Annotated in this window: 17 protein-coding genes and 5 pseudogenes; 19 read left to right on the top strand and 3 right to left on the bottom strand. The window is 70.2% G+C overall.

Going from position 1 to position 25,118, the window contains the following annotated elements; translation table 11 throughout:
- Positions 1–33: 33 nt before the first annotated feature.
- The 4 genes and pseudogenes from priA to RGU41_RS09805 all read left to right on the top strand — a co-directional run bounded on the left by priA (position 34) and on the right by RGU41_RS09805 (position 7,224).
- Positions 34–711, top strand: coding sequence for a bifunctional 1-(5-phosphoribosyl)-5-((5-phosphoribosylamino)methylideneamino)imidazole-4-carboxamide isomerase/phosphoribosylanthranilate isomerase PriA (priA, locus tag RGU41_RS09820; RefSeq protein WP_416173147.1), 678 nt, complete (start codon positions 34–36; stop codon positions 709–711).
- On the top strand, positions 695–1,525 hold the full coding sequence (locus RGU41_RS09815) for an SseB family protein (protein ID WP_134559727.1): 831 nt from the start codon (positions 695–697) through the stop codon (positions 1,523–1,525). Before priA ends, RGU41_RS09815 begins: the two co-directional genes overlap by 17 nt.
- Positions 1,526–1,576: 51 nt before the next feature.
- Positions 1,577–6,436 (top strand): annotated as a pseudogene (locus RGU41_RS09810) (DEAD/DEAH box helicase).
- Between the two features lie 8 nt (positions 6,437–6,444).
- On the top strand, positions 6,445–7,224 hold the full coding sequence (locus RGU41_RS09805; RefSeq protein ID WP_134446982.1) for a DNA-formamidopyrimidine glycosylase family protein: 780 nt from the start codon (positions 6,445–6,447) through the stop codon (positions 7,222–7,224).
- A gap of 82 nt (positions 7,225–7,306) precedes the next feature.
- On the opposite strand, the gene RGU41_RS09800 is transcribed toward RGU41_RS09805, so the two are convergent.
- On the bottom strand, positions 7,307–7,654 hold the full coding sequence (locus RGU41_RS09800) for a DUF1844 domain-containing protein (RefSeq protein ID WP_134446984.1): 348 nt from the start codon (positions 7,652–7,654) through the stop codon (positions 7,307–7,309).
- Positions 7,655–7,931: 277 nt separating this feature from the next.
- Here RGU41_RS09800 and infC point away from each other — a divergent pair, with 277 nt between their 5' ends.
- The 3 genes from infC to rplT are packed head-to-tail and all read left to right on the top strand — an operon-like array spanning position 7,932 to position 9,117.
- A complete protein-coding gene (gene infC / locus RGU41_RS09795; protein ID WP_134446986.1) occupies positions 7,932–8,516 on the top strand; it encodes a translation initiation factor IF-3 in 585 nt (194 codons plus the stop codon).
- Positions 8,509–8,703 carry a 50S ribosomal protein L35 gene (gene rpmI / locus RGU41_RS09790; RefSeq protein WP_134446988.1) on the top strand — a complete coding sequence of 65 codons (195 nt, stop codon included), beginning with the start codon at positions 8,509–8,511 and terminating at the stop codon, positions 8,701–8,703. Before infC ends, rpmI begins: the two co-directional genes overlap by 8 nt.
- A gap of 27 nt (positions 8,704–8,730) precedes the next feature.
- Positions 8,731–9,117, top strand: coding sequence for a 50S ribosomal protein L20 (gene rplT, locus RGU41_RS09785; RefSeq protein WP_134446990.1), 387 nt, complete (start codon positions 8,731–8,733; stop codon positions 9,115–9,117).
- A 123-nt stretch (positions 9,118–9,240) separates the two neighbouring features.
- On the opposite strand, the gene RGU41_RS09780 is transcribed toward rplT, so the two are convergent.
- Both RGU41_RS09780 and RGU41_RS09775 read right to left on the bottom strand, forming a co-directional pair.
- Positions 9,241–10,395: a hypothetical protein gene (locus tag RGU41_RS09780; protein WP_322136130.1), complete on the bottom strand. Its 1,155-nt coding sequence runs from the start codon at positions 10,393–10,395 to the stop codon at positions 9,241–9,243.
- Entirely contained in the window at positions 10,284–11,447 is a 1,164-nt protein-coding gene (locus RGU41_RS09775) for a glycosyltransferase family 39 protein (RefSeq protein ID WP_322136129.1), read from the bottom strand. The genes RGU41_RS09780 and RGU41_RS09775 overlap by 112 nt, the downstream gene beginning before the upstream one ends.
- 135 nt (positions 11,448–11,582) lie before the next feature.
- On the opposite strand from RGU41_RS09775, the gene RGU41_RS09770 reads away from it, so the two are divergent.
- The 12 genes and pseudogenes from RGU41_RS09770 to argF all read left to right on the top strand — a co-directional run bounded on the left by RGU41_RS09770 (position 11,583) and on the right by argF (position 25,118).
- Positions 11,583–12,383: an RNA methyltransferase gene (locus tag RGU41_RS09770; protein ID WP_322136128.1), complete on the top strand. Its 801-nt coding sequence runs from the start codon at positions 11,583–11,585 to the stop codon at positions 12,381–12,383.
- 70 nt (positions 12,384–12,453) lie between these two features.
- Positions 12,454–13,245: pseudogene (locus RGU41_RS09765) on the top strand (amino acid ABC transporter ATP-binding protein).
- Positions 13,246–13,316: 71 nt separating this feature from the next.
- Complete coding sequence (locus RGU41_RS09760; RefSeq protein ID WP_134559719.1) at positions 13,317–14,183, top strand: glutamate ABC transporter substrate-binding protein; 867 nt, start codon at positions 13,317–13,319, stop codon at positions 14,181–14,183.
- A 106-nt stretch (positions 14,184–14,289) separates the two neighbouring features.
- Positions 14,290–14,937: an amino acid ABC transporter permease gene (locus RGU41_RS09755; RefSeq protein ID WP_134446999.1), complete on the top strand. Its 648-nt coding sequence runs from the start codon at positions 14,290–14,292 to the stop codon at positions 14,935–14,937.
- Positions 14,934–15,758 carry an amino acid ABC transporter permease gene (locus RGU41_RS09750; protein WP_134447001.1) on the top strand — a complete coding sequence of 275 codons (825 nt, stop codon included), beginning with the start codon at positions 14,934–14,936 and terminating at the stop codon, positions 15,756–15,758. The genes RGU41_RS09755 and RGU41_RS09750 overlap by 4 nt, the downstream gene beginning before the upstream one ends.
- Before the next feature lie 11 nt (positions 15,759–15,769).
- The gene (gene pheS / locus RGU41_RS09745; RefSeq protein WP_134447003.1) at positions 15,770–16,828 is read left to right on the top strand and encodes a phenylalanine--tRNA ligase subunit alpha; all 1,059 of its coding nucleotides are present in this window, start codon (positions 15,770–15,772) and stop codon (positions 16,826–16,828) included.
- Positions 16,828–19,406: pseudogene (gene pheT / locus RGU41_RS09740) on the top strand (phenylalanine--tRNA ligase subunit beta). Before pheS ends, pheT begins: the two are co-directional and overlap by 1 nt.
- A 231-nt stretch (positions 19,407–19,637) precedes the next feature.
- Entirely contained in the window at positions 19,638–20,684 is a 1,047-nt protein-coding gene (gene argC / locus RGU41_RS09735) for an N-acetyl-gamma-glutamyl-phosphate reductase (RefSeq protein ID WP_134447007.1), read from the top strand.
- Positions 20,681–21,853 carry a bifunctional glutamate N-acetyltransferase/amino-acid acetyltransferase ArgJ gene (gene argJ, locus RGU41_RS09730; protein ID WP_134559715.1) on the top strand — a complete coding sequence of 391 codons (1,173 nt, stop codon included), beginning with the start codon at positions 20,681–20,683 and terminating at the stop codon, positions 21,851–21,853. The genes argC and argJ overlap by 4 nt, the downstream gene beginning before the upstream one ends.
- Positions 21,854–21,993: 140 nt before the next feature.
- Positions 21,994–22,849 (top strand): annotated as a pseudogene (argB, locus tag RGU41_RS09725) (acetylglutamate kinase).
- A 147-nt stretch (positions 22,850–22,996) separates the two neighbouring features.
- A pseudogene (locus RGU41_RS09720) lies at positions 22,997–24,150 on the top strand (acetylornithine transaminase).
- 35 nt (positions 24,151–24,185) lie between these two features.
- Complete coding sequence (gene argF / locus RGU41_RS09715; protein WP_134447015.1) at positions 24,186–25,118, top strand: ornithine carbamoyltransferase; 933 nt, start codon at positions 24,186–24,188, stop codon at positions 25,116–25,118.

The raw sequence follows: 25,118 nt of genomic DNA, 5'->3' as shown, positions 1-25,118 counted from the left end.
CTCCCGGCTGTCGACGTCGCAGACGGCAAGGCCGTGCGCCTCACCCAGGGCGAGGCCGGGACCGAGACCAACTACGGCGACCCCGTCGACGCCGCCCTCGACTGGGCGAGGCAGGGCGCCGAGTGGATCCACCTCGTCGATCTCGACGCGGCCTTCGGGCGCGGCACGAACACCGACGTGATCAGCCGGGTCATCCGCGAGGTCTCCGGAGTCAAGATCGAACTGTCCGGCGGGATCCGCGACGACGCCTCCCTGCAGGCGGCGCTCGGCGCGGGCGTCAGCCGGATCAACCTCGGCACGGCGGCCCTGGAGAACCCGGACTGGGCTGCCCGCGTGATCGCCGAACACGGTGACCAGGTCGCCGTCGGCCTGGACGTGCGCGGCACGACCCTTGCCGCCCGCGGTTGGACGAAGGAAGGCGGCGACCTCTGGGAGGTGCTCGCCCGCCTCGAGGAAGCGGGCTGCTCCCGTTACGTCGTGACCGACGTCACCAAGGACGGTACTCTGCAGGGTCCGAACCTCGACCTGCTCCGGCAGGTGCTCGCGCACACCGACCGTCCCGTCGTCGCCTCCGGCGGCATCTCGAGCCTGGCCGACCTCGTCGCCCTGCGCGAGCTGGTCCCGCTCGGACTCGAGGGCGCGATCGTGGGCAAGGCGCTCTACGCCGGCGCCTTCACCCTCGGTGAGGCCCTGGATGTCGCCGGCCGTTAATCTCGGATCGACCGGCCTCCCCGGGGGCCCAGAAGGCCAGGGAGGCCCCGGTCGCGCCGGCGTCCCTGCCGACTCCGCCGGGCAGCCCTGGGCCGGCCGTGCCTTCGAAGCCAACGACCACGCCGACGACGACGGATCGGCCCCGCTCGACCTCCTCGCCGCCCTCGCCCGCTACCGCGACAGGGAGTCCGGGGAGGAGGCCGTCGTCGACGCGATCCGCTCGTCCCGGCTGCTGATCCCGCTCGTGACGGCGCTCGGCGACTCCGGGCACACCGACGCCGGTCTCCTCGTCGACAAGACCCAGGAACTCTCGGTCATCACGGTCGCCGGACCGGACGGTCGGAACGTGCTCCCGGTGTTCACCTCGGCCGAAGCCATGGCAGCGTGGAACAGTGCGGCGCGGCCGGTGCCGGCCGACGGCATCCGGATCGCCCTCGCCGCGGCACAGGAGAACACCGACCTCGTCGTGCTCGACCCGACCGCGCCGACCGAATATGTCGTGCGGAGGCCGGCCCTGTGGGCGATCGCGCAAGGCCAGCCCTGGACGCCGAGCTACGCGAGCCGCGCCGTCGCCGACGCCTTCGCGGCGTCGATCACGAGCGAGCTGAGCGTGCTCGGCGTCGCGCTCTCCGCCGGCGACCCGCTCGGCCGGCTCGCCGGGCCAGAGCTCGTGGTGCGCCTCGAGCTCGTCGACGGCCTGACCCGCGCCGAACTCGACGCGACGCTCGCCCGGCTCGCCGCGCGGTGGTCGGCGAGCGACACGATCGCCACCCAGGTCGATTCCCTGCGCGTGCAGCTCGCCGCGTCACGCTGACCGGGCCGGTCGCTGGGGCCGATTGTCAGGGGTGGGCGGGAAGATGGAGAGATGACCGAGGTCCTGCAGAGATTCTCGCCCGCCACCCGGGCCTGGTTCGGCCAGGCCTTCGCCGCGCCGACCGAGGCCCAGCTCGGCGCCTGGGACGCCATCTCCCGTGGCTCGCACGCGCTCGTCGTGGCCCCGACCGGCTCGGGCAAGACCCTCGCGGCCTTCCTGTGGGCCATCGACCGGCTGGCGACGCCGGCCCCTGAGTCTTCCGCGGCCACGGATGCCGCAGGGACGGTCGCCGCCCCGCTGCCGCGCACCCGGGTGCTCTACATCTCCCCGCTCAAAGCGCTCGGCGTCGACGTGGAACGGAACCTCCGCGCTCCGCTCGTCGGCATCACCCAGGCGGCGGCCCGGCTCGGCTTCCCTCCGGTCACGGTGACCGTCGGCGTGCGCTCGGGGGATACCCCGGCCGCCGACCGGCGCAGCCTCGTCAAGACGCCCCCCGACATCCTGATCACGACCCCCGAGTCGCTCTTCCTGATGCTCACCTCCGCCGCCCGTGACTCCCTGCGGGGTGTCGACACCGTCATCATCGACGAGTGCACGCCGTCGCGTCGAGCAAGCGCGGCGCCCACCTCGCCGTCTCTCTCGAACGCCTCGACGAGCTGCTCGCGCGGCCGGCGCAGCGGATCGGTCTCTCTGCGACCGTCCGCCCGGCCGCGGAGGTCGCCCGGTTCCTCGGCGGCGCCGCCCCCGTGCAGATCGTCAATCCTGCCGCGGGCAAGCGCTTCGACCTCCGCGTCGTCGTCCCCGTCGACGACATGACGCAGCTGGGCCCCGTTCCCGAACGGGAGGGGTCGACAGCGGCCGCCGCGCCGCAGGCCGGTTCGATCTGGCCGCACGTCGAAGAAGCCATTGTCGACGAGGTGCTCGCGCATTCCTCGTCCATCGTCTTCGCGAACTCGCGCCGCCTTGCCGAGCGACTGACCGCGCGCTTCAACGAGATCTACGCCGGGCGCCTGGCGGATGCCGCGGAGCAGGCCGCGGGCGAGCTCGCGCCGGTCGGGGCAGGGGTCGCACCGGCATCCGCTGCCGAGGGCGCTGCAGCGGGCGCAGCCGGTGCGGGCTCAGACGGTGCGGGCTCAGTCGGTGAAGGCTCAGCACGCGGTTCAGCGGGCCCTGTGCGGCCGCCGGCAGACCTGATGGGAGCGAGCGGCCAGAGCGCAGGGGCCGAGCCCCTGCTCGCCCGCGCGCACCACGGCTCGGTGAGCAAGGAACAGCGTTCGATGATCGAGGAGGACCTCAAGGCCGGGCGGCTGCGCTGCGTCGTCGCGACGTCGAGCCTCGAACTCGGCATCGACATGGGTGCCGTCGACCTCGTCGTGCAGGTCGAGTCTCCGCCCTCTGTCGCGAGCGGGCTGCAGCGGGTCGGCCGCGCCGGGCACCAGGTCGGCGAGATCTCCCGCGGCGTCATCTACCCCAAGCACCGTGCCGACCTCATCCACGCCGCCGTCGCCGCCGAGCGGATGGTCGCCGGACTGATCGAGTCGATCGCGGTGCCCTCGAACCCGCTCGACATTCTCGCCCAGCAGACCGTCGCGGCGGTGGCGCTCGAGCCGATCCAGGCCGAGGACTGGTTCGACATCGTGCGCCGCAGCGCCCCATTCCAGGGCCTGCCCCGCTCGGCATACGAGGCAACGCTCGACCTCCTGGCCGGGCGGTACCCCTCCGACCAGTTCGCCGAGCTCCGCCCCCGGATCGTCTGGGACCGCGACACCGGCCTGCTCACCGGGCGTCCCGGCGCGCAGCGCCTCGCCGTCACAAGCGGCGGCACCATTCCCGACCGCGGGCTTTTCGGCGTCTTCATGGTCGGCGGCGAGCAGACCACAGGGCGTCGTGTCGGCGAACTCGACGAGGAGATGGTCTACGAATCCCGGGTCGGCGACGTCTTCGCACTCGGCACGACGAGCTGGCGGATCCAGGAGATCACCCACGACCGGGTGCTCGTGCTCCCGGCGTTCGGCGAGCCGGGGCGGCTGCCGTTCTGGAAGGGTGACGGCCTGGGCCGGCCGGCGGAACTCGGCGAGGCCGTCGGCGCCTTCGTCCGGGAGGTCTCCGCGTTGCCGGAGGCCGCCGCCCGGGTCCGCTGCGCGGCCGGGGGCTCGATGAGCGCGCCGCGAACAACCTCCTGGTCTTCCTCGCCGACCAGCGCGCGGCCACCGGCCAGCTGCCGACCGACCGCACCCTCGTCGTCGAACGGTTCCGCGACGAACTCGGCGACTGGCGGGTGATCCTGCATTCCGCATACGGCATGCAGGTGCACGCGCCGTGGGCGCTCGCGGTCGCCGCCCGGGTGCGGGAACGCTACGGGCTCGACGGCGGGTGCGTCGCAAGCGACGACGGAATCGTCGCGCGCATCCCCGACACCGACGCCGAACCGCCCGGCGCCGAACTCTTCGTCTTCGAGGCGGAGGAGATCGAGCAGCTCGTGACCGATGAGGTCGGCGGCTCCGCCCTCTTCGCCGCCCGGTTCCGTGAGTGCGCCGCCCGCGCCCTGCTGCTCCCGAAGTACAACCCCGGCACCCGGTCGCCGCTCTGGCAGCAGCGGCAGAAGGCCGCCCAGCTGCTCGAGGTCGCCCGCACGTTCCCCACTTTCCCGATCATCCTCGAGACCGTGCGGGAATGCCTGCAGGACGTGTACGACCTGCCGGCCCTGCTCGACCTCACCCGCAAGATCAACAGCCGCACGATCCGCCTCGTCGAGACCCGCACGGAGACCCCGAGCCCCTTCGCGAGCACCCTGCTCTTCGGTTACGTCGCCGCGTTCATGTATGAGGGCGACTCACCGCTCGCCGAGCGCCGGGCCACGGCGCTGTCCCTCGACTCGAGCCTCCTCGCGGAGCTGCTCGGCAGGGTCGAACTGCGAGAGCTCCTCGACCCCGCCGTGATCGAGCAGACGGATGCCGAACTCCAGCGCCTGCCCGCCGACCGGCACGCGCGGGGCGTCGAGGGTATCGCCGACCTCCTCCGCCAGCTCGGGCCCCTCACGACCGAGGAGGTCGCCGCCCGGCTCGATACCCAGGACGACCCCGACGCCGAAACCGGCCTGCTCGAGCTCGTCGCCGCACGCAGGGCACTCAGGGCCGGGTTCGCCGGCCGCCAGTGGTGGGCCGTGATCGAGGACGCCAGCCGGCTTCGCGACGCCCTCGGCGTTCCGGTGCCGCTCGGGGTGCCCGCCGCCTTCACCGAGGCCGTGCCAGACCCGCTCGGCGACCTGGTCAGCCGGTACGCGCGGACGCACGGCCCGTTCACGGTGGCGGATGTCGCCGACCGCTTCGGTCTCGGTCCGGTCGTCGCCCTCGGGGCGCTGCGACGTCTCGCCGGCACCCGCCGGGTGATCGAGGGCGAGTACCGGCCGCACGGCACCGGCAGCGAATGGTGCGACGCCGAGGTTCTGCGCCGACTCCGCAGGCGGTCCCTCGCGGCGCTCCGCCACGAGGTCGAGCCCGTCGATCAAATCACGATGGGCCGGTTCCTGCCGTCCTGGCAACATGTAGGCGGACGGCTGCGCGGCGTCGACGGCGTCGCATCCGTCATCGAACAGCTCGAGGGGGCCCGCATCCCGGCGTCCGCCTGGGAATCGCTCGTGCTGCCCGCCCGGGTGAGCGACTACCGGCCGGCGATGCTGGACGAACTCACCAACGCGGGCGAGGTGCTCTGGGCGGGGGCAGGCACCCTCGCGGGCAACGACGGCTGGATCAGCCTGTACCTCGCCGAGACCGCCGCGCTCACCCTGCCGCCGCCAGCCCTCGTCGAGACCACGGAGCTGCAGCGCGAGGTGCTCGCGACCCTCGGCGGCGGGGGAGGGTTCTTCTTCCGGCAGCTCGCCGACGCGGTCGGCAGCCAGGACGACGTGCTCCTCGCCGACGCCCTCTGGGACCTGGTCTGGGCCGGCCTCGTCGGCAACGACACCTTCGCCCCGGTGCGGGCGCTGCTTTCCGGAGGCCGCACGGCGCACAGCACCCGGAGGGCGGTGCCTCGGGCACGCCTGCACGGCGGCCGCGGGTTTGCCCGGTCGGCGATGCCGTTGCGCGGCGGACCGCCGACGGTGTCCGGCCGCTGGTCGATCGTGCCTGTCGCCGACGATTCACCCACCCGCCGCGCCCATGCCCTCGGCGAGACCCTGCTCGAACGCTACGGGGTCGTCACCCGCGGCGCCGTCGTGGGGAGGGCGTCACTGGCGGCTTCGCGCTCGTCTACCGCACCCTGAGCGGCTTCGAGGAATCCGGCCGCTGCCGGCGCGGCTACTTCATCGACGGGCTCGGCGCCGCACAGTTCGCGACCGCCGGAACGATCGACCGGTTGCGTTCCTTCACCGAGTCGGAGTCCGGCGCGCACGGTGGCCGGGGAGCGGGTCCCGCCGCGGCAGGGCAGGGGGCGCCGGTCGTCGTCACGCTCGCCGCGACCGACCCGGCCAACCCGTACGGGGCCGTGCTGCCGTGGCCGGCCCTGCCGGCCGGCACCACTCACCGTGCTGCCCGGAAGGCCGGCGCGATCGTCGTGCTCGTCGACGGCGCCCTCGCGCTCTACGTCGAACGCGGCGGCAAGACCGTGCTCGCCTTCGACGGAAGCCAGGTCGGAGGGGCCGACGATGTCGACGCCGGCGCCGTGCCGGCGGGTAACCGCGCCGATGCCGACGATGCCGTTGGTGCTCCCATCGGTGCCGACGTCGCCGCCGCCCGTGACGCACTCTTCGCGGCCGCGGCCGGTGCCCTCGCCGCCACGGTGACGAGCGGCCGGATCGCCAAACTCGGCGTCGAGACGGTCAATGGCGCCTTCGTGATCGGCACCCCGTTCGGCCGCGCGCTCCAGGCCGCCGGATTCGGCGTGACGCCGAAGGGACTGAAGCTGCATGCCTGAGGCCGACCGTGCCTGAGGGCGACACCGTCTGGCTGACCGCGCACAACCTCGACACGGCGCTGCGCGGGGCCGTCCTGACCCGCTGCGACATCCGCGTGCCGGCCTATGCGACCGTCGATCTCACCGGCGACACCGTGCACGAGGTCACGAGTCGCGGCAAACACGTGCTGATCCGGGTGGGGGAGGCCAGCATCCATTCACACCTGAAGATGGAGGGCGCCTGGCACCTCTACCGGCACGGCTCGGCCTGGAAGCGGCCGGCCTTCCAGGCCAGGGCCGTGCTCGAGACGGCCGACTGGATCGCGGTCGGCTTCGAACTCGGGGTGCTCGAGGTGTTGCCCATCGGGGAGGAAGGCGCCAGGCTCGACTACCTCGGCCCCGACCTGCTCGGCGCCGACTGGGACCCCGCCGAGGCCGTGCGCCGCCTGGAGGACCGGCCCGAGCGTCCGATCGCGGTCGCACTCGCCGACCAGGCGAACCTCGCGGGTCTCGGCAACGAGTACGTGAACGAGCTCTGCTTCCTGCGGGGCGTGCTGCCCACCCGGCCGGTGGCCGACGTGACGGATGTCGCCGGTCTCGTCGACCTCGCGCACCGGCTGATCGTCGCGAACCGCGGCAGGACCGACCGGATCACCACGGGTTCCGCCCGCCGCGGCGAACAGTCCTGGGTCTACGGCCGTGCCGGCCGGCCCTGCCGACGCTGCGGCACCCGCATCCGCCAGGGCACGCTCGGCCGCTCTGAGCTCGAGCAGCGGGTCACCTACTGGTGTCCCCGCTGCCAGACCTGACGTGCCGGCTCAGGTGTCGCATATCGACGTTCGCGGGTCGCGGGAACGTCGATATGCGACACCTCAGGGAAGGGTGATCGGGCTAGTTGACCGGGCCGGTGTACTTCTCGCCTGGGCCCGCGCCGATCGGGTCCGGGATCGCGGAGGCCTCGCGGAACGCGAGCTGCAGCGAACGCAGCCCGTCGCGCAGGCTCCGCGCGTGCATGTCGGCGATGTCGGGGGCGGCCGCCGTCACGAGCCCGGCGAGGGCGTTGATGAGCTTCCGGGCCTCGTCGAGGTCGATCTGCGTGTCGGGGTCGTCGGCGAGCCCGCACTTCACCGCAGCGGCGCTCATCAGGTGCACGCACGCCGTCGTGATGATCTCCACGGCGGCCACATCGGCGATATCGCGGGTTTCCTGGCTGGCATCCTGGCTTGTGCTACTGGTCACTGCATTCCTCTGTTAGACTCGTCCGGGCTCCGAGGTATTTATCTCGGTACGAAAGTGGATAATCTCCCACCCGCGCATACCGCTTCACAAAGGTTACCGGGTTGTTTGCACTCCGCCGTCGTGGCACTGGAAACAGTGGCGCGAAGGTAGACAGGGTGCCGTACGCAGTGTTTGAGCAATAACGCTCCACCATTTCGCACGCGATTTTCCTCTCTTCGTCGCCAGGCGGCATCCGTTGCCTGGCTGTAGTCACGATGCATGAGAGAAGGAGAGACGCATCAGCGATCCCCGTACAAATGACCGTATCCGCGTCCCTGAAGTCCGTCTTGTCGGCCCCGCCGGCGAGCAGATCGGGGTCGTGGCCATTGACGTCGCACTGCGCATGGCACAGGAGGCGGATCTGGACCTCGTCGAGGTTGCCCCTACCTCCAAGCCGCCGGTCGCAAAGATCATGGACTACGGCAAGTTCAAGTACGAGGCTGCGCAGAAGGCCAAGGAGGCCCGGCGCAACCAGGCGAACACCATTCTTAAGGAAGTTCGGTTCCGCCTCAAGATTGACACGCACGACTACGAGACCAAGCGCAAACGCGCCGAAGGCTTCCTCAAGGCCGGCGACAAGGTCAAGGCCATGATTCTTTTCCGTGGCCGTGAACAGTCCCGTCCCGACCAGGGCGTACGACTGCTCCAAAGATTTGCCGAGGATGTCGCGGAATTCGGTTCGGTCGAATCGAGCCCGACTATCGACGGTCGAAACATGGTCATGGTGATTGGCCCACTGAAGAACAAATCAGAGGCCAAGGCAGAGGCCAATGCACATAGAGCTGCTGATAAGGCAGCGAAACAGGAGGAAAAAAATGCCTAAGATGAAGACCCACTCCGGGACTAAGAAGCGCTTCAAGGTAACCGGCAGCGGCAAGATCATGAAGCAGCAGGCCGGTTTGCGCCACAACCTCGAGGTCAAGAGCACCCAGCGCAAGTCCCGCCTGAACCACGACCAGGTGTTGGCCAAGGCCGACGCCAAGGTCATCAAGAAGCTTCTCGGTCGCTAGACCCCGTACCCCTAAAGGAACAAGAAAATGGCAAGAGTAAAAAGAGCGGTCAATGCTCACAAGAGCCGCCGCGTCATCCTCGAGCGCGCCAAGGGTTACCGCGGCCAGCGCTCCCGTTTGGTCACGAAGGCCAAGGAGCAGCTCACTCACTCCTTCACTTACAGCTACCGTGACCGTCGTGCACGCAAGGGTGACTTCCGTCGCCTGTGGATCCAGCGGATCAACGCTGCGTCCCGCCAGAACGGCCTGACCTACAACCGCCTCATCCAGGGCCTCGCCCTGGCCGGCATCGAGGTCGACCGTCGTATCCTCGCCGACCTCGCGGTCAACGAAGCGGCCACCTTCGCCGCCATCGTCGAGAGCGCCAAGGCAGCACTGCCCGCCGACACGTCCGCACCGAAGGTCAAGGCCTAGCCTTCACGCTTCAGCGCCGTTCAGTTCGCGAGCAGTTCGTTCCACCAGCACTCCGCATCACCCAAAACGGGAGCGGGCCCCAGGGCCCACTCCCGTTTTTGCGTTCCCGCGCCCGGAACCGGGTCAGGCGGTGGGGGTCGAGAGGTCGTAGACCGTCGAGCCGCCGACCGTGGTCGCGGTGTATGTCGCGGCCACCCAGGTCGCGATGGCCGTCGCGGTGCTGTCGCCGCCGCCCATGCCGCCGCCCTGGCTTCCGGAGATGTAGTAGCCGACGTCACCGGTCGCGACGTACGCCTGGAACTCGGCGAGGGTCGGCGTCGGGTCACTGCTCCAGCCGCCGATCGCCATCACGGCGACGCCGGTGGACAGTTCGAGCGTCGCAGCGGACTGCGATCCGTCGACCGCCGCGGCCCAGCGAGCCGTCGAGGCCGTGAGCAGGGCGGTGAGCTCGGACGAGGTCGCGGAATCCGAACCCGCGCCGGAGGGAGCGGAGCCGGAGTCGCCGGCGTTCGCCGCGGCATCCGTGCCCGTGTCGCTCGTGCCGGAGCCGGTATCGGTGCCCGTCGTTCCGGTCGTGCCCGAGCCGTCCGGACCGCCGGTGCCTCCCGTCGGGGGAGTGCCGCCTGCGCCGTCCGGCGCCGTGCCGCCATCGGGCCTCGTGCCGCCGCCGTCGCCGGTGGGGGCACCGCCCATCGCGCCGCCCGCGCCGCCGCCCATTCCGCTCGAGGACGAGACAGAACCGACAGCGGGAATCGAGCCGTTGTGCGCGACCGAAGCCGTCGCGATCGCGTATGCCGCGCTCCCGCCGAGGCCGCCGAGCATGCCGACCAGAACCGCGACGGTCGTGAGGCGGCGCCAGCTCAATGCGGCACCGACGACGAAACCGGCCGCGCCGAGCAGGGTCACCGTGAGCAGCGTCCAGCGCAGCCACGGCAGCCAGTCCGCGTTCTCGGACAGGAGCACGAAGCCCCAGGCGCCGGCGGCCGCGATCATCGCGGCGAGGCCGAGCCGGCCGAACCAGTGCGAACGGCCGTGCCAGAGCACGACGCCGCCGGTTCCGACGAGGCCCGCGATCGCCGGGGCGAGGGCGACGGTGTAGTACGGGTGGATGGTGCCGCTCATGTAGCTGAAGACGAGTCCCGTCACGAGCAGCCAGCCGCCCCAGATCACGAGAGCAGCGCGGGCGCCGTCGGTACGGTGCCGCTTCCGGGTGGCCCAGAGACCGAGGACCAGGGCGAGCAGCGCCGTCGGCAGCAGCCACGAGATCTCGAGGCCCATCTCGCTGCTGAACAGGCGGCTGAGCCCGGTCGCTCCGCCGAAGCTCGAGCCGGCCGCGGCTGTCGTGCTGCCCCCGCGTTTCCGCCGCCGCCTGCGGTCGCCCCGAAGATCCGACCGAGGCCGTTGTAGCCGAAGACGAGGTCGAGCACGGTGTTGTCCGTGGACCCGCCGATGTATGGGCGAGCGGATGCCGGCCACAGGGCGACCGCGAGCACCCACCACCCCGCCGACACGACGAGGGCGCCCGCGGCGACGCCGAGGTGTGCGAGGCGGCGCCAGACGGTCGTATTCGCCAGGAGCAGGTAGGCGAGGCCGAAGGCCGGCAGCACGAGGAGGCCCTGGAGCATCTTGGTCAGGAAGGCGAAGCCGAGGGCGACGCCGGCGAGGGCGAGCCAGCGCCAGCTCGCGGCGGGCAGCGCGCGGACCACGCAGTACGCGGCAGCCGTCATCAGCACCGTCAGGAGTGCATCGGGGTTGTCGAAGCGGAACATCAGCGCCGCGGCGGGCGTGAACGCGAGCACCGCGCCGGCCACGAGCCCGCCGACGGCGCCCAGCCGTTGGCCGAAGGCCACGAGGCTGCGCCGCACGGTCGCGAAGACGAGGGCGACGGCCGCGACGCCCATCAGCGCCTGCGGCACGAGCACACTCCAACTCGAGAAACCGAAGATCCGCGCCGAGAGCCCCATCACCCAGAGCGATGCCGGCGGCTTGTCGACGGTGATGAAGTTCGAGGAGTCGAGAGATCCGAAGAACAGGGCGGTCCAGCTCCTGGACCCTGCCTGCACCGCGGCGGCGTAGAAGCTGTTCGCCCAGCCGCTCTCGCTCAGGTTCCAGAGGTAGAGCAGGCCGGTGACGATCAGGAGCGCCCAGAACGACGGCCGGATCCAGGCGGCGTCCGTGCGCTCTCCGAGAATGATCCGGGCGATCAGTCCGCGGCGCGCCGTCGACGGCGCTGCGGCGCCGGACGTGCTGGACCCTGTGGTCGCGCCGGATGTGCGCGGCACGGATACGGGTGGGCGGGTCACGTGACCCGGAACGATGTGGCCGGTCATGGCTCCTCCAAAGGTTGATCCTTTGAGCTTGCCGAGTGCGTCCATGGGCCAGCTATGCCGGCGCTATGAGATGGCTATGGCCGGCTGTCAGCGCGGCAACCGCGCCGCCACAGCCCCGGCAAGTAGGCTGGGAGCATGTTAGATAATCCCCGTTCTCCGCGCGTGCGGGCCGTTGCGAAGCTGTCGAACCGGGCCGCGCGCTCCGAGACCGGGCTGTTCCTTCTCGAGGGCCCGCAGGCCGTCGCCGAGGCCCTGAACTTCCGTCCGGAGCTCGTCGTCGAGCTGTACGCAACCCCGACGGCCCTCGAGCGCCACCCCGAGATCGCCGAAACCGCCGTCGATGCGGGCGTCGACGTCGAATTCGTCACCGAGCAGGTCCTCGAGACGATGGCGGACACCGTCACCCCGCAGGGCTTCGTCGCGGTCTGCCACCAGTTCCCCACCTCGGTCAAGGAGATCTTCGCCAAGGAACCGAAGCTCATCGCGATCCTCGAAGAGGTGCGCGACCCGGGCAACGCCGGCACGATCATCCGGGCAGCGGATGCCGCCGGCGCCGACGCCGTGATCTTCACCGGTCGCAGCGTCGACCTCTACAACCCCAAGGTCGTGCGCTCGTCCACGGGCTCGATCTTCCACCTGCCCGTCGCCGTCGGCGTCACCCTTGACGACGTCCGCGAGCGCGCCCGCTTCGCCGGCCTCCAGATCTTCGCCGCCGACATCAAGGGCACCGACCTGCTCGCCGCCCGCAATCAGGGACTCCTTCTCGCGCCGACAGCCTGGCTGTTCGGCAACGAGGCCCGCGGCCTGACCGATGAGGACCTGGCCCTCGTCGACCGCTCGATCACCGTGCCGATCTACGGCCACGCCGAATCGATGAACCTCGCGACCGCGGCATCCGTCTGCCTGTACGAAAGCGCCTTCGCGCAGCGCAGCTAGTCGCGGGAACCGGGCCCGCCGGCGTGCGGATTGGTTTGCGCTGCTAACAATTTCCCCTAGATTGGGGGATATGGAGCCTACAGATCCCACGCCGGCTACGTCGAACATCACGGTGCGTCGGGGCGAGCCCCTCGTGGTCGTTACCGATGTCAACAAGCACTTCGGCGAGCTGCACGTCCTCAAGAACATCAACGCCGTCGTCACCCGTGGCGAGGTCGTCGTCGTCATCGGCCCGAGCGGGTCGGGCAAGTCCACGCTCTGCCGGGCGATCAATCGCCTCGAGACGATCGACTCCGGCGTCATCACGATCGACGGTCAGGCCCTTCCCGAAGAGGGCAGGGGCCTGGCCCGGCTGCGGGCAGACGTCGGCATGGTCTTCCAGGCGTTCAACCTGTTCGCGCACATGACGGTGCTGCAGAACGTCACCCTCGGGCCGATCAAGGTGCGCGGGCTGTCCAAGGCCGACGCCGAGACCCGGGCGATGGCCCTCCTCGAGCGGGTCGGCGTCGCCGACCAGGCCCACAAGATGCCCGCTCAGCTCTCCGGCGGCCAGCAGCAGCGCGTCGCGATCGCCAGGGCCCTCGCCATGGAACCCAAGGTCATCCTCCTCGACGAGCCGACGAGCGCACTCGACCCCGAAATGATCAACGAGGTTCTCGAGGTCATGATCGATCTCGCCAACGACGGAATGACCATGCTCGTGTGTGACCCACGAGATGGGCTTCGCTCGGCAGGGTCGCTAACCGGGTCATCTTCATGGACCGAGGGCGAGATCGTCGAGGAATCGACCCCGGACCGTTTCTTCACCAACCCGCAGACCACCCGCGCCAAAGACTTCCTTTCGAAGATCCTCGCGCACTGAGGATCCTCTTCCCGCAGTACTTGCCGGTCACACGACCGGCGATCCCCGCACACAGCACCCAGGAGGACACCATGCGACTCAATAAAGGTCTAGTGATTTCTGCCATTGCCCTCGCGAGCGTTCTCACGCTCAGCGCCTGCACCGACTCCGGTGCATCCCCCTCTGCGGCCCCCGTCGCCGCCACCCCGACGTTCGCGCCGGGCACGACCATGGCCAAGCTCGCCGAAGCAGGCAAGATCACCATCGGCACCAAGTTCGACCAGCCGTTGTTCGGACTCAAGGGCCCGAACGGCCCCGTCGGATTCGACGTCGAGATCGGCAAGCTCATCGCGGCCAAGCTCGGCATCGCAGCGGACAAGATCAACTGGGTCGAGACCGTGTCGGCCAACCGGGAACCGTTCATCACGAACGGCCAGGTCGACATCGTCATCGCGACCTACACGATCAACGACAAGCGCAAGGAGGTCGTCTCCTTCGCCGGCCCGTACTACGAAGCCGGACAGGACCTGCTCGTGCTCGCCGGGAACCCGAACAAGATCACCGGGCCAGAAGACCTCACTGGGAAGCCGGTCTGCACCGTGAGCGGCTCGACCTCTGAGAAGAACATCGCCGCGTACACGACCAACGTGATCGCGACGGACACCTACTCCAACTGCCTCGGCCCGCTGCGCAGCGGTGAAGTCGTCGCGGTCACGACCGACAACGTCATCCTCGCCGGTCTCGCCGACCAGAACTCCGGCGAATTCGAGGTCGTCGGCAAGCCATTCACCAAGGAGCCGTACGGCATCGGGCTGAAGAAGGACGACACCGAATTCCGCGCCTTCATCAACGACACCCTGGACGCCTCCTTCACCGACGGAACCTGGGCAGCGGCCTGGGAGGCCACCGCAGGCAAGGTCCTCGACACCCCCACCCCGCCGACCATCAACCGCTACTAGAACCCGCGCGACGCCGGGCGGATGCCTGATGCGGCATACGCCCGGCCTCGCGTTCGAATGCACCCACCGACACCCACAGACACAGACATAGAAGAGGAGTTGAGGCATGGACGCAGTCATCGATAACCTGCCGGTCTTCCTCGAAGGCTTTCGAAACACCCTCGGCCTGCTCGTCATCTCCGGGGTGGGCGCACTCATTCTCGGCCTGATCGTTGCCGGCCTGCGCATCTCGCCCATCGGCTCGTTCCGCGGCTTCGCCACGGTCTACACCGAGATCATCCGCAACACACCCCTGACCCTGATCCTCTTCTTCTGCGCGTTCCTGCTGCCATACCTGCAGTTCTCGCCCGGCTACTTCACGCTCGCAGCGATCGGCCTCACCGTCTACACCTCGCCGTTCGTCGCCGAAGCCGTGCGCAGCGGTATCAACGGCGTGCACGTCGGCCAGGCCGAGGCCGCCCGCAGCATCGGGCTCGGCTTCGGCCAGTCGCTCGCCTTCGTGATCCTGCCGCAGGCGCTGCGGATGGTCGTGCCGCCCCTGATCAACGTGTTCATCGCCCTCGCGAAGAACACCTCCGTCGCCGGCGCCTTCTTCGTCTTCGAACTCTTCGGCGCCGCCCGCCAGGTCACCAACGACCGCGGCGACCAGGTTCTCGCAATCCTGCTCGCGGTGGCCGTCTTCTACCTGCTGATCACCGTGACCCTCGGCATCATCGCCGGCCGGGTCGAGAAGAGAGTGGCGGTGCTCCGATGACCTCGGTCCTCTACGATGCGCCAGGCCCCAAGGCCCGGCGGATGTCCCGCATCATCTCCTACGTCGGCGTCGCCGTGATCGCCGTCGGTGTCGTCGCCCTCGTGCTCGCCCTGGGAGCCCCGAAGGCGAGCGCCAACGGCGCCGTGCAGCCCGGACTCTGGGACCTGAGCCGCTGGGACGTCTTCAACGACCTCGAGGTCTGGCGCTCGCTCGGCCGCGGCGCGCTCGCGACCCTCGAGATGGCCGGTGTCGCGGCCGTCCTCGCCCTCGTCCTCGGTGTGCTGTTCTCCTTCGGCCGCGCCTCCGACACGGCCTGGATCCGGGTGCCGACCACGGTCGTCCTCGAATTCTTCCGCGGCATGCCCGTGCTGCTGATGATGCTGTTCGTCCTGCTCGTCTTCTCAACCGGATCGTTCTGGGCCGGCGTCGCCGCCCTCGCCGTCTACAACGGCGCGATCATCGGCGAGGCCCTCCGGGCCGGTATCAAGGCGCTCCCACGCGGCCAGCGCGAAGCCGGTCTCGCGATCGGCCTGACCCCCATCGCGACGCGACTCCGGATCGAATTCCCGCAGGCTTTCCGGCAGATGCTGCCGATCATCATCGCCCAGCTCGTCGTGCTGCTCAAGGACACCTCGCTCGCCTTCGTGGTGGGATACTCCGAACTCCTGCGCAGCATGCGTGACCTGACCAACTTCTTCGGCAACCGATACTCCTTCTCCTTCTTCTTCGTCGTGCTCGTCATCTACCTCGCGATGAACCTGTCGCTGTCGTGGCTGGCCCGGCGGATCGCCCGGCGGAGCGGTTCGAAGCCCACGCACTAAACTTGGGACTTGTGTCTGAATCCACCGAAAACCCCGCACCGGCCGAAATCTCCGAAGCGGCCGTGACCGCGGCGGTCACCGCCGCCCTGGCCGCCATATCCGCCGCCGCCGACTCGTCCGCCCTCAAGGCGGCCCGGAGCGAACACGCCGGTGAGGCGTCTCCGCTCTCCCGCCTGAACGCACTGATGCGTTCGGTGTCGAAGGAACAGAAGGCGGCGGCCGGCAAGCTCGTCGGCCAGGCCAGGGCCCGGGTCAACCAGGCCCTCTCCGCCCGCGAGGCGGAGATCGGCGCGGCAGAGGCCGCCGCACAGCTCGCCGCTGAAACGGTGGATGTCACGGCAGCGGCGTCGACCTGGCACGCCGGGGCGCGGCATCCGCTCGCCCTGCTGCAGGAACGCGTCGCCGACGTCTTCGTCGCGATGGGCTGGGAGGTCGCGGAAGGCCCCGAGCTCGAAAGCGAGTGGTTCAACTTCGACGCGCTCAACTTCGACGAGGACCACCCGGCGCGCGCGATGCAGGACACCTTCTTCATCGACCCGCCCGAGGCACACCTCGTGCTGCGCACGCACACCTCGCCCGTGCAGATGCGCGCCCTGCTCTCCCGCGAGCTGCCGGTCTACGTCGTCGCGCCCGGCCGGGTGTACCGCACCGACGAGCTCGATGCGACCCACACTCCCGTGTTCCACCAGATCGAGGGCATCGCCGTCGACAAGGGGCTCACGATGGCGCACCTCCGCGGCACCCTCGACCACTTCGTGCAGGCCCTCTTCGGCCCGGAGGCGAAGGTGCGGCTGCGGCCGAACTACTTCCCGTTCACCGAACCGAGCGCCGAGCTCGACGTCTGGCACCCGACCTTCAAGGGCGGCGCGCGCTGGATCGAGTGGGGCGGCTGCGGCATGGTCAACGCCAACGTGCTCCGCTCCGCGGGGATCGACCCCGAGGTCTACTCGGGCTTCGCGTTCGGCGTCGGCGTCGAACGAGCACTGATGTTCCGCAACGATGTGAAGGATATGCACGACATGGTCGAAGGCGACGCACGGTTCAGCCAGCAGTACGGGATGACCGTCTGATGCGCGTTCCCCTGAGCTGGCTCGGCGAATTCGTCGACCTCGAACCCGGCACGACCCCCGAAGCCGTACACGCCGCCCTCGTGAGCGTCGGCCTCGAAGAAGAAGAGATCCACCGCTTCGAGCTGACCGGCCCGATCGTCGTCGGCGAGGTGCTCGAGTTCGTCGGAGAGCCGCAGACCAACGGCAAGATCATCAACTGGTGCCAGGTGCGCGTCGCGCCCGGCGACGAAACCGCGGCCGACGGCGGCCCCGCCGTGCACGGCATCGTCTGCGGCGCCCACAACTTCGTCGTCGGCGACAAGGTCGTCGTGACCCTGCCCGGCGCGGTGCTCCCCGGCCCGTTCCCGATCGCGCCCCGCAAGACCTACGGCCACGTCTCCGACGGCATGATCGCCTCGGCCCGCGAGCTCGGCCTCGGCGACGAGCATGATGGCATTCTGCTCCTGAAGAACCTCGGCCTCGACGACGCCCCGGTCGGCACCGACGCGATCGCCCTCCTCGGACTCGACGACACCGCCGTCGAGGTCAACGTGACCCCCGACCGCGGCTACGCGTTCTCGATCCGCGGCATCGCCCGCGAATACTCGCACGCGACAGGGGCCGCCTTCCGCGACCCCGCCCTCGCGACGGTGACCGCGGTTTCCACGATTGATTTCCCCGTCACGCTCGCCGACGCTTCCCCCATCCGCGGTCGCGTGGGCGCGAGCGTCTTCGTGACCCGCGCCGTGCGCGGCGTCGACCCGTCCCGGCCCACTCCGGCCTGGATGATCACCCGGCTCGCCCTCGCGGGCATGCGGTCCATCTCGCTCGTCGTCGACGTGACCAACTACGTCATGCTCGAACTCGGCCAGCCGCTGCACGGCTACGACCTCGACGCCCTCGCCGGCGGCATCCTGGTGCGCCGGGCGGAACCGGGGAGAAGCTCACGACCCTCGACGGCGTCGTGCGCGCCCTGCACTCCGAGGACCTCCTGATCACCGACGAGTCCGGTGCCATCGGCCTCGCCGGCGTGATGGGCGGCCGCAGCACCGAGATCGGTGCATCCACCACGAACGTGCTCATCGAGGCCGCGAACTTCGACCCGGTGTCGATCGCCCGCAGCGCCCGCCGCCACAAGCTCCCGAGCGAGGCCTCCCGTCGCTTCGAACGCGGAGTGGACCCTCAGGTCGCCGCCGTGGCAGCTGCCCGCGTCGTGCAGCTGCTCGTCGACCTCGCCGGCGGAACCGCGGACGGCCTCGGCTCCGCGCTCGACTCCTCCGTGCCGCCCGTCGCGATCGAGCTCCCGCGCGACTTCATCTCCGGCTTGATAGGGCGCACCTACTCGGACGACGAGGAGCGCTCAGCCCTCGCCGAGATCGGCGGCCTGCTCGTCGAAACCCCGACCGGACTCTCGGTGACCCCGCCGACCTGGCGCCCCGACCTCACCGACAAGTGGACCCTCGCAGAGGAGGTCGCCCGCATCGTCGGCTACGACAGCATCCCCTCTGTGCTCCCGGTCGCCCCGCCCGGCCGCGGCCTGACCCTCGTGCAGCGCCTGCGCCGCACGGTCGCGCAGACCCTCGCGGCCACCGGCCACACCGAGGTGCTCGCCTACCCGTTCGTATCCGAGGCCGACAACCGCCTCTTCGCACCGCTCGCGACCACGACGGATGCCGCCGGTGCCGCCGCCGGCATCCCCGCCGTCGCCGAGGTCCCCCAGATCCGCGTAGCCAATCCGCTCGACGGCGAGGCGCCTTTCCTGCGCACCTCGATCCTCCCTGGCCTGCTGCGGATCGCGCACCGCAACCGTTCTCGCGGGATCACCGACCTGGCCGTCTTCGAACAGGGACTCGTCTTCCGGCCGGTGGCGGGCATCCGCTACGGCAGCCTCGTCGTACCGGCGGGTGCCACCCGCCCCAGCACGGCACTCGAGGCCGAGCTCAACGCGGGCATCCCGCCGCAGCCGTACTCCGTCGCCGTCGCTCTCACCGGGAACACCGTGCGGCACCAGCCCGGCCGGGCGCCGATCGCCGCAGGCTGGCAGGACGCCCTCGCCGCCGTGCAGCAGGTCGCGCTCGCGACCGGCGTGCCGATCCTGGTGCGCCAGGGAGTGCACCCGGCGATGCACCCCGGCCGCACCGCCGAGTTGTTCGTCGCCACCGCAGACGGGGAGCTGAGCGTCGGCTTCGCGGGCGAACTGCTGCCCGCCGTCGCGACCGGCTTCGACCTGCCCGCCGTGGTCGCCGTCGCCGAGATCACCCTCTCCGACGTCTTCGCCCAGGCCGGTTCCGAACTGCACGCCGCACCGATCAAGACGATGCCCGCAGCGACCCAGGACCTCTCGCTCGTCGTCAGCGCCACGGTGCCCGCAGCCGAGGTGCTCGCGGCAGTGGCTGAAGGGGCCGGCGCGCTGCTCGACCACATCGAGCTCGTCGACGACTACCGCGGCACCGGGATCGAGCCCGGCCGCAAGTCGCTGACGTTCGCGCTGCGATTCCGGGCCCCCGACCGCACCCTGACCGCCGCGGAAGCGAGCGACGCGAAGCTCGCCGGCGTGGCCGTCGCGGCCGCCCGCTTCGACGCGACCCTCCGCGAGTAAGTCTCCGGGGTGCGCGCCACGTGCGCCGTTTCGCGCCAGGCACGCCTGGCGCGAAACGGCGGAAATGGCGCGCGATCGGGCGCGATTGGCGCGTCGCGGCGGAGGTGGCGCGCAACTTTCTTGCGTGCGCAGCTGACGTGCGCTCGGGTGGCCGGGTGCGGATGCCGGCGGGAACCGACCCGATGTCGCCCGGATTCCCGGGGGCGCGGGGCAGCGCGATAGGTTTGTCACATGGCTTTTTCGGTAGCAATTGCAGGCGCGAGCGGTTACGCGGGCGGAGAATTGCTGCGAATGCTCGCCGGACACCCTGAATTCGAGGTGCGCACGGTGACCGCGCACAGCAACGCGGGCCAGCGATTGATCGACGTGCAACCGCACCTTCGCGGCCTCGCGCACCTCACCCTCGTGGACACGAACGCCGTCAACCTCGCCGGGCACGACGTCGTCTTCCTCGCCCTGCCGCACGGGGCATCCGGTGCCCTGAGCGCGGAGCTGTCGCCCGACACGCTCGTGATCGACTGCGGCGCGGACCACCGGCTGGAGGATGCAGCGGACTGGGCGGCGTTCTACGGCGGCGACTACTTCGGCTCGTGGGCGTACGGCGTCCCCGAACTCCCGATCCCCGGTGGCGGCAAGCAGCGCTCCCGCCTGGTCGGAGCCCGCCGGATCGCCGCGCCCGGATGCAACGCGAGCACGGTCGCCCTGGCCCTCGCGCCCGGCATCCACGCCGGCGTGATCGAACCGGCCGACCTCGTCGCCGTGCTCGCCGTCGGACCATCGGGTGCGGGCAAGAGCCTCAAAGTCCCGAACCTCGCCGCAGAGGTGCTCGGATCCGCCAACCCGTACGCGGTCGGCGGCACCCACCGGCACATTCCCGAAATCCAGCAGAGCCTGCGCTGGGCGGGCGCCGTGAATCCGACCATCTCCTTCACGCCCGTGATCGTGCCGATGTCCCGCGGCATCCTCGCGACGGCGACGGCGCGCCTCGTGCCCGGCACCTCCGCAGCCGCCGTGCGCGCAGCCTGGGAGAGCGCATACGCAGACGAACCGTTTGTGCACCTGCTCCCGGCCGGACACTTCCCGCGCACGAGCGACGTGCTCGGCGCCAACACCGCACTGATCGGCCTCGCCGTCGACGAGGCCGTCGGCCGCGTCGTCACGGTGACCGCCGTCGACAACCTCGCCAAGGGCACCGCCGGTGCCGCGATCCAATCCGCAAACCTGGCCCTCGGGCTGCCCGAGACCCTGGGCCTCAGCATGAATGGAGTCGCCCCGTGAGCGTCACAACCCCCGCCGGATTCGCGGCAGCCGGCGTCACAGCCGGCCTCAAGAAGTCCGGCGGACTCGACCTCGCCGTCGTGCAGAACCTCGGCCCGCTCGCCAGTGCCGCGACCGTGTTCACGAGCAATCGCTGCAAGGCGAACCCGGTGATCTGGAGCCAGCAGGTCATGCGCGGCGGCAGCGTCCGCGCGATCGTGCTCAACTCGGGCGGTGCGAACTGCTACACCGGCAGCATCGGCTTCCAGACCACCCATGCGACCGCGGAGGCCGTCGGTGACCGCCTCGGCGTGTCCGCCGGGGAGGTGCTCGTCTGCTCGACCGGCCTGATCGGCGAACAGCTCGACCTGGACAAGATCACCGCAGGCATCTGGGACGCCACCCTCGCCCTGCGCACGGACGACTCGACGTCCGCCGAAGCGGGCCTGTCCGCCGCCAGGGCCATCATGACGACCGACACCACTCCGAAGCAGTCCGCCGTGACCGCGCCGGCCGGCTGGTCGATCGGCGGGATGGCCAAGGGCGCAGGCATGCTCGCCCCCGGCCTCGCGACAATGCTCGTCGTGATCACGACCGACGCCGTCCTCGACTCCGCCCAGCTCGACAGGGCGCTTCGGGTCGCGACCCGGATCACCTTCGACCGCCTCGACTCCGACGGCTGCATGTCGACCAACGACACCGTGAGCCTGCTCGGCTCTGGCGCGAGCGGCATCGCGCCGGACGAAGCCGAATTCGCCGCCGCGCTCACCGCGATCTGCCAGGACCTCACCCTGCAGCTGCAGGCCGACGCGGAGGGCAGCGCCCACGACGTCGCCATCACCGTGCGCAACGCCGAGACCGAAGCCGACGCCGTCACCGTGGCCCGCGCTGTCTCCCGCAGCAACCTGTTCAAGACCGCCATCTTCGGCAACGACCCGAACTGGGGCCGCGTGCTCGCCGCCGTCGGCACGACGGATGCCGCCTTCGACCCGTACAACATCGACGTCACGATCAACGGGGTGCAGGTCTGCACCGCGGGGGAGCCGGACCAGCCCCGCGAACTCGTCGACCTCACGCCACGCTCCGTCACGGTGCTGATCACCCTGCACGCGGGGGACGCGGAAGCGACGATCTGGACCAACGACCTCACGCACGCCTACGTCGAAGAGAACAGCGCGTACTCGAGTTGACCCGTCACACGCACGGCAAGGCCTCGCACCGGCATCCGCTCGCGGACACCGGCACCGGAACGCACGCGAGCGACGCGGAGGTCGACACGACCGAGGCCGAGTCGAACACCCGGGCCGAGGCCGCGGTCAAGGCCGAGACCCTGATCGAGTCGCTGCCCTGGCTCAAGCACTTCCACGACAAGATCATCGTCGTCAAGTTCGGCGGCAACGCCATGGTCAGCGAGGCGCTGCAGCGCAGCTTCGCCGAGGACATGGTCTACCTGCGTTATGCCGGCCTCCGCCCCGTCGTCGTGCACGGAGGCGGCCCGCAGATCTCGGCGATGCTCGACCGCCTCGGCATCCAGAGCGAATTCCGCGGCGGCTACCGCGTGACGACCCCCGAGGCGATGGACGTCGTGCGGATGGTGCTCACCGGCCAGATCAACCGCGAGCTCGTCAGCCACATCAACGAGCACGGCCCCCTCGCGGCCGGCCTCTCCGGCGAGGACGCCGGACTCTTCCAGGGCCGCCGCCGCGGCACGATGATCGACGGCGAGGAGGTCGACCTCGGCCTCGTCGGCGACGTGATCGGCGTCGACCCAGAGGCCGTGCACGCCCAGCTCGACGCCGGCCGCATCCCGGTGATCTCCTCGATCGCGCCAGACACGGATGTCCCGGGCCAGTCCCTGAACATCAACGCCGACGCCGCCGCCGCGTCCCTCGCCATCGCGCTCGGGGCCGAGAAGCTCGTCATCCTCACCGATGTCGCCGGGCTCTACAGCGACTGGCCGAACCGGGACTCCCTCGTCTCGATCATCGAAGTGCCCGAGCTCCGCGCCCTGCTGCCCGACCTGGAATCCGGGATGATCCCCAAGATGACCGCCTGCCTCGACGCCGTCGAGGGCGGCGTCGCCAAGGCGGCACATCATCGACGGGCGCGTGCCGCACTGCCGATCCTGCTCGAGGTCTTCACCGGGAGCGGCGATCGGCACCGAAGTAGTACCCCGGGCGAACTGAGCCCAACCGCACCACACCACCGACACGACGGATTTGAGAATGACAGGCGAAACGATCACCGACTCACCGGCAACCTACGCGGGCACGACCGACGCGGCCACGCTCGCGGAACGCAGCGAGGGCTGGCGTGACCGATACACCGCGGCGATGATGCTCACCTTCGCGCCGCCGCGCGCGATGCTCGTCCGCGGCGCCGGCTGTTACGTCTGGGACGAGAACGGCACCGAATACCTCGACTTCCTCGCGGGCATCGCCGTCAACTCCCTCGGGCACGCCCACCCCGAGCTGGTCGCCGCCGTGTCAGCCCAGGTCGGCACCCTCGCGCACATCTCCAACTACTTCGCGTCCCCCTCGCAGATCGAGCTCGCCGAACGGCTCAAGCGCATCACCGGGGCCGGCCCGGCCGGCCGCGTCTACTTCTGCAACTCGGGCGCCGAGGCCAACGAAGCGGCCTTCAAACTCGCCCGCCTCAATATCGGGAGTGAGCCCGGTCGGCCGCGCACCCGCATCCTCTCGTTGCACGAGTCCTTCCACGGCCGCACCATGGGCGCCCTCGCCCTGTCAGGCAAGCCCGCCATGCGGGCGCCGTTCCTGCCGGTGCCCGGCGGCGTCGAGCACATCCACGCGACCTTCGAGGCCCTCGAGGCCGCGATCGACGACACCGTCGCGGCCCTGTTCCTCGAGCCCGTGCAGGGGGAAGCCGGCGTCATCGACCTGCCGGACGGCTTCCTGCGCCGCGCCCGAGAGCTCTGCACCCGGCACGGGGTCCTGCTCATCCTCGACGAGGTGCAGACCGGTGCCGGACGCACCGGAGACTGGTTCGCGTACCAGCACGACGGCATCCTGCCCGATGCGATCTCGATCGCCAAGGGCATCGGCGGCGGGGTGCCGATCGGCGCCCTCGTCACCTTCGGTGCGACGTCCGAGCTGTTCCAGCGCGGCCAGCACGGCTCGACCTTCGGCGGGAACCCGCTCGCGACCACGACCGCCAACACCGTGCTCGGCATCATCGAGCGGGACGGCCTCGTCGCCAACGCCGCCCGCCGCGGCGAGCAGCTCCGCGACCTGATCCTCGGCTTCGACTCCCCGCACATCCTCGAGGTGCGGGGCCGCGGCCTGCTGCTCGGAATCGGACTCGCCGAGCCCGTGGCCCTGAAGCTCGCCGACGCGGCCCTCGAGGCCGGCCTCATCATCAACGCCGCAAACGAGTCCACCATCCGGCTCGCGCCGCCCTCATCGTCGGCGAGGCCGAGCTGGCCGAATTCGGGCGCCGATTCGGGCTCGCCCTGGCCAGCCTCTAGGCTGAAGAATCCCCCATTCCAGCGAAAGTGACCCCGTGACCCGCCATTTCCTGCGCGACGACGACATCTCCCCGGCCGAACAAGCCGAGATCCTCGACCTGGCCGTTGAGCTCAAGCGCGACCGATTCCAGGCGAAACCCCTCGCGGGCCCCCAGACCGTCGCCGTGATCTTCGACAAGTCGTCGACCCGCACCCGGGTGTCCTTCGCCGTCGGCATCGCCGACCTCGGCGGAAGCCCGCTGATCATCAGCACCGCAAACAGCCAGCTCGGGGGCAAGGAGACCGCGGGCGATACCGCCCGCGTGCTCGAACGCCAGGTCGCCGCGATCGTCTGGCGCACCTACGGCCAGGCCGGCCTAGAGGAGATGGCCCTCGGCACCACCGTGCCCGTCGTCAACGCGCTCTCCGACGACTTCCACCCCTGCCAGCTCCTCGCCGACCTGCTCACCATCCGCGAACACCGCGGCGAGCTCGCCGGCCTCACCCTGACTTTCCTCGGCGACGGCGCCTGCAACATGGCGCACTCCTACCTCCTCGCCGGCGCGACGGCAGGCATGCACATCCGTGTCGCCTCCCCGGCCGGCTACACCCCGCAGCCGCAGGTGCTGGCGGATGCCGAGGCCATCGCCGCGAAGACCGGCGGCTCGATCACCCTCTACACCGACCCCGCGGAAGCGGTCACCGGCGTCGACGTCGTCGTCACGGACACCTGGGTGTCGATGGGATTCGAGGAGGAGAAGGCCGCACGCGTCGCCTCCCTCGGCGCCTACCGCGTCGACAGCGCGCTGCTCGCCCGCGCCAAGCCCGACGCGCTCTTCATGCACTGCCTTCCCGCCGACCGCGGTTACGAGGTCACCGCGGACGTCATCGACGGGCCGCAGAGCATCATCTGGGATGAGGCCGAGAACCGCCTGCACGCGCAGAAGGCGCTGCTGGTCTGGCTGCTCGGCCACAACACCAACCCGTAA

This window comes from Cryobacterium sp. 10C3, from assembly GCF_034314285.1.
GTDB lineage: Bacteria > Actinomycetota > Actinomycetes > Actinomycetales > Microbacteriaceae > Cryobacterium > Cryobacterium glucosi.
This window is presented reverse-complemented; position numbering and strand designations above follow the sequence as displayed.

Coding starts and splice junctions, on each gene's coding strand:
- RGU41_RS09815 (WP_134559727.1), top strand. CDS start 695: ATGTCGCCGGCCGTTAATCTCGGATCGACCGGCCTCCCCGGGGGCCCA.
- rpmI (WP_134446988.1), top strand. CDS start 8,509: ATGCCTAAGATGAAGACCCACTCCGGGACTAAGAAGCGCTTCAAGGTA.
- rplT (WP_134446990.1), top strand. CDS start 8,731: ATGGCAAGAGTAAAAAGAGCGGTCAATGCTCACAAGAGCCGCCGCGTC.
- RGU41_RS09780 (WP_322136130.1), bottom strand. CDS start 10,395: ATGGGCCTCGAGATCTCGTGGCTGCTGCCGACGGCGCTGCTCGCCCTG.
- RGU41_RS09775 (WP_322136129.1), bottom strand. CDS start 11,447: ATGACCGGCCACATCGTTCCGGGTCACGTGACCCGCCCACCCGTATCC.
- RGU41_RS09770 (WP_322136128.1), top strand. CDS start 11,583: ATGTTAGATAATCCCCGTTCTCCGCGCGTGCGGGCCGTTGCGAAGCTG.
- RGU41_RS09760 (WP_134559719.1), top strand. CDS start 13,317: ATGCGACTCAATAAAGGTCTAGTGATTTCTGCCATTGCCCTCGCGAGC.
- RGU41_RS09755 (WP_134446999.1), top strand. CDS start 14,290: ATGGACGCAGTCATCGATAACCTGCCGGTCTTCCTCGAAGGCTTTCGA.
- RGU41_RS09750 (WP_134447001.1), top strand. CDS start 14,934: ATGACCTCGGTCCTCTACGATGCGCCAGGCCCCAAGGCCCGGCGGATG.
- argC (WP_134447007.1), top strand. CDS start 19,638: ATGGCTTTTTCGGTAGCAATTGCAGGCGCGAGCGGTTACGCGGGCGGA.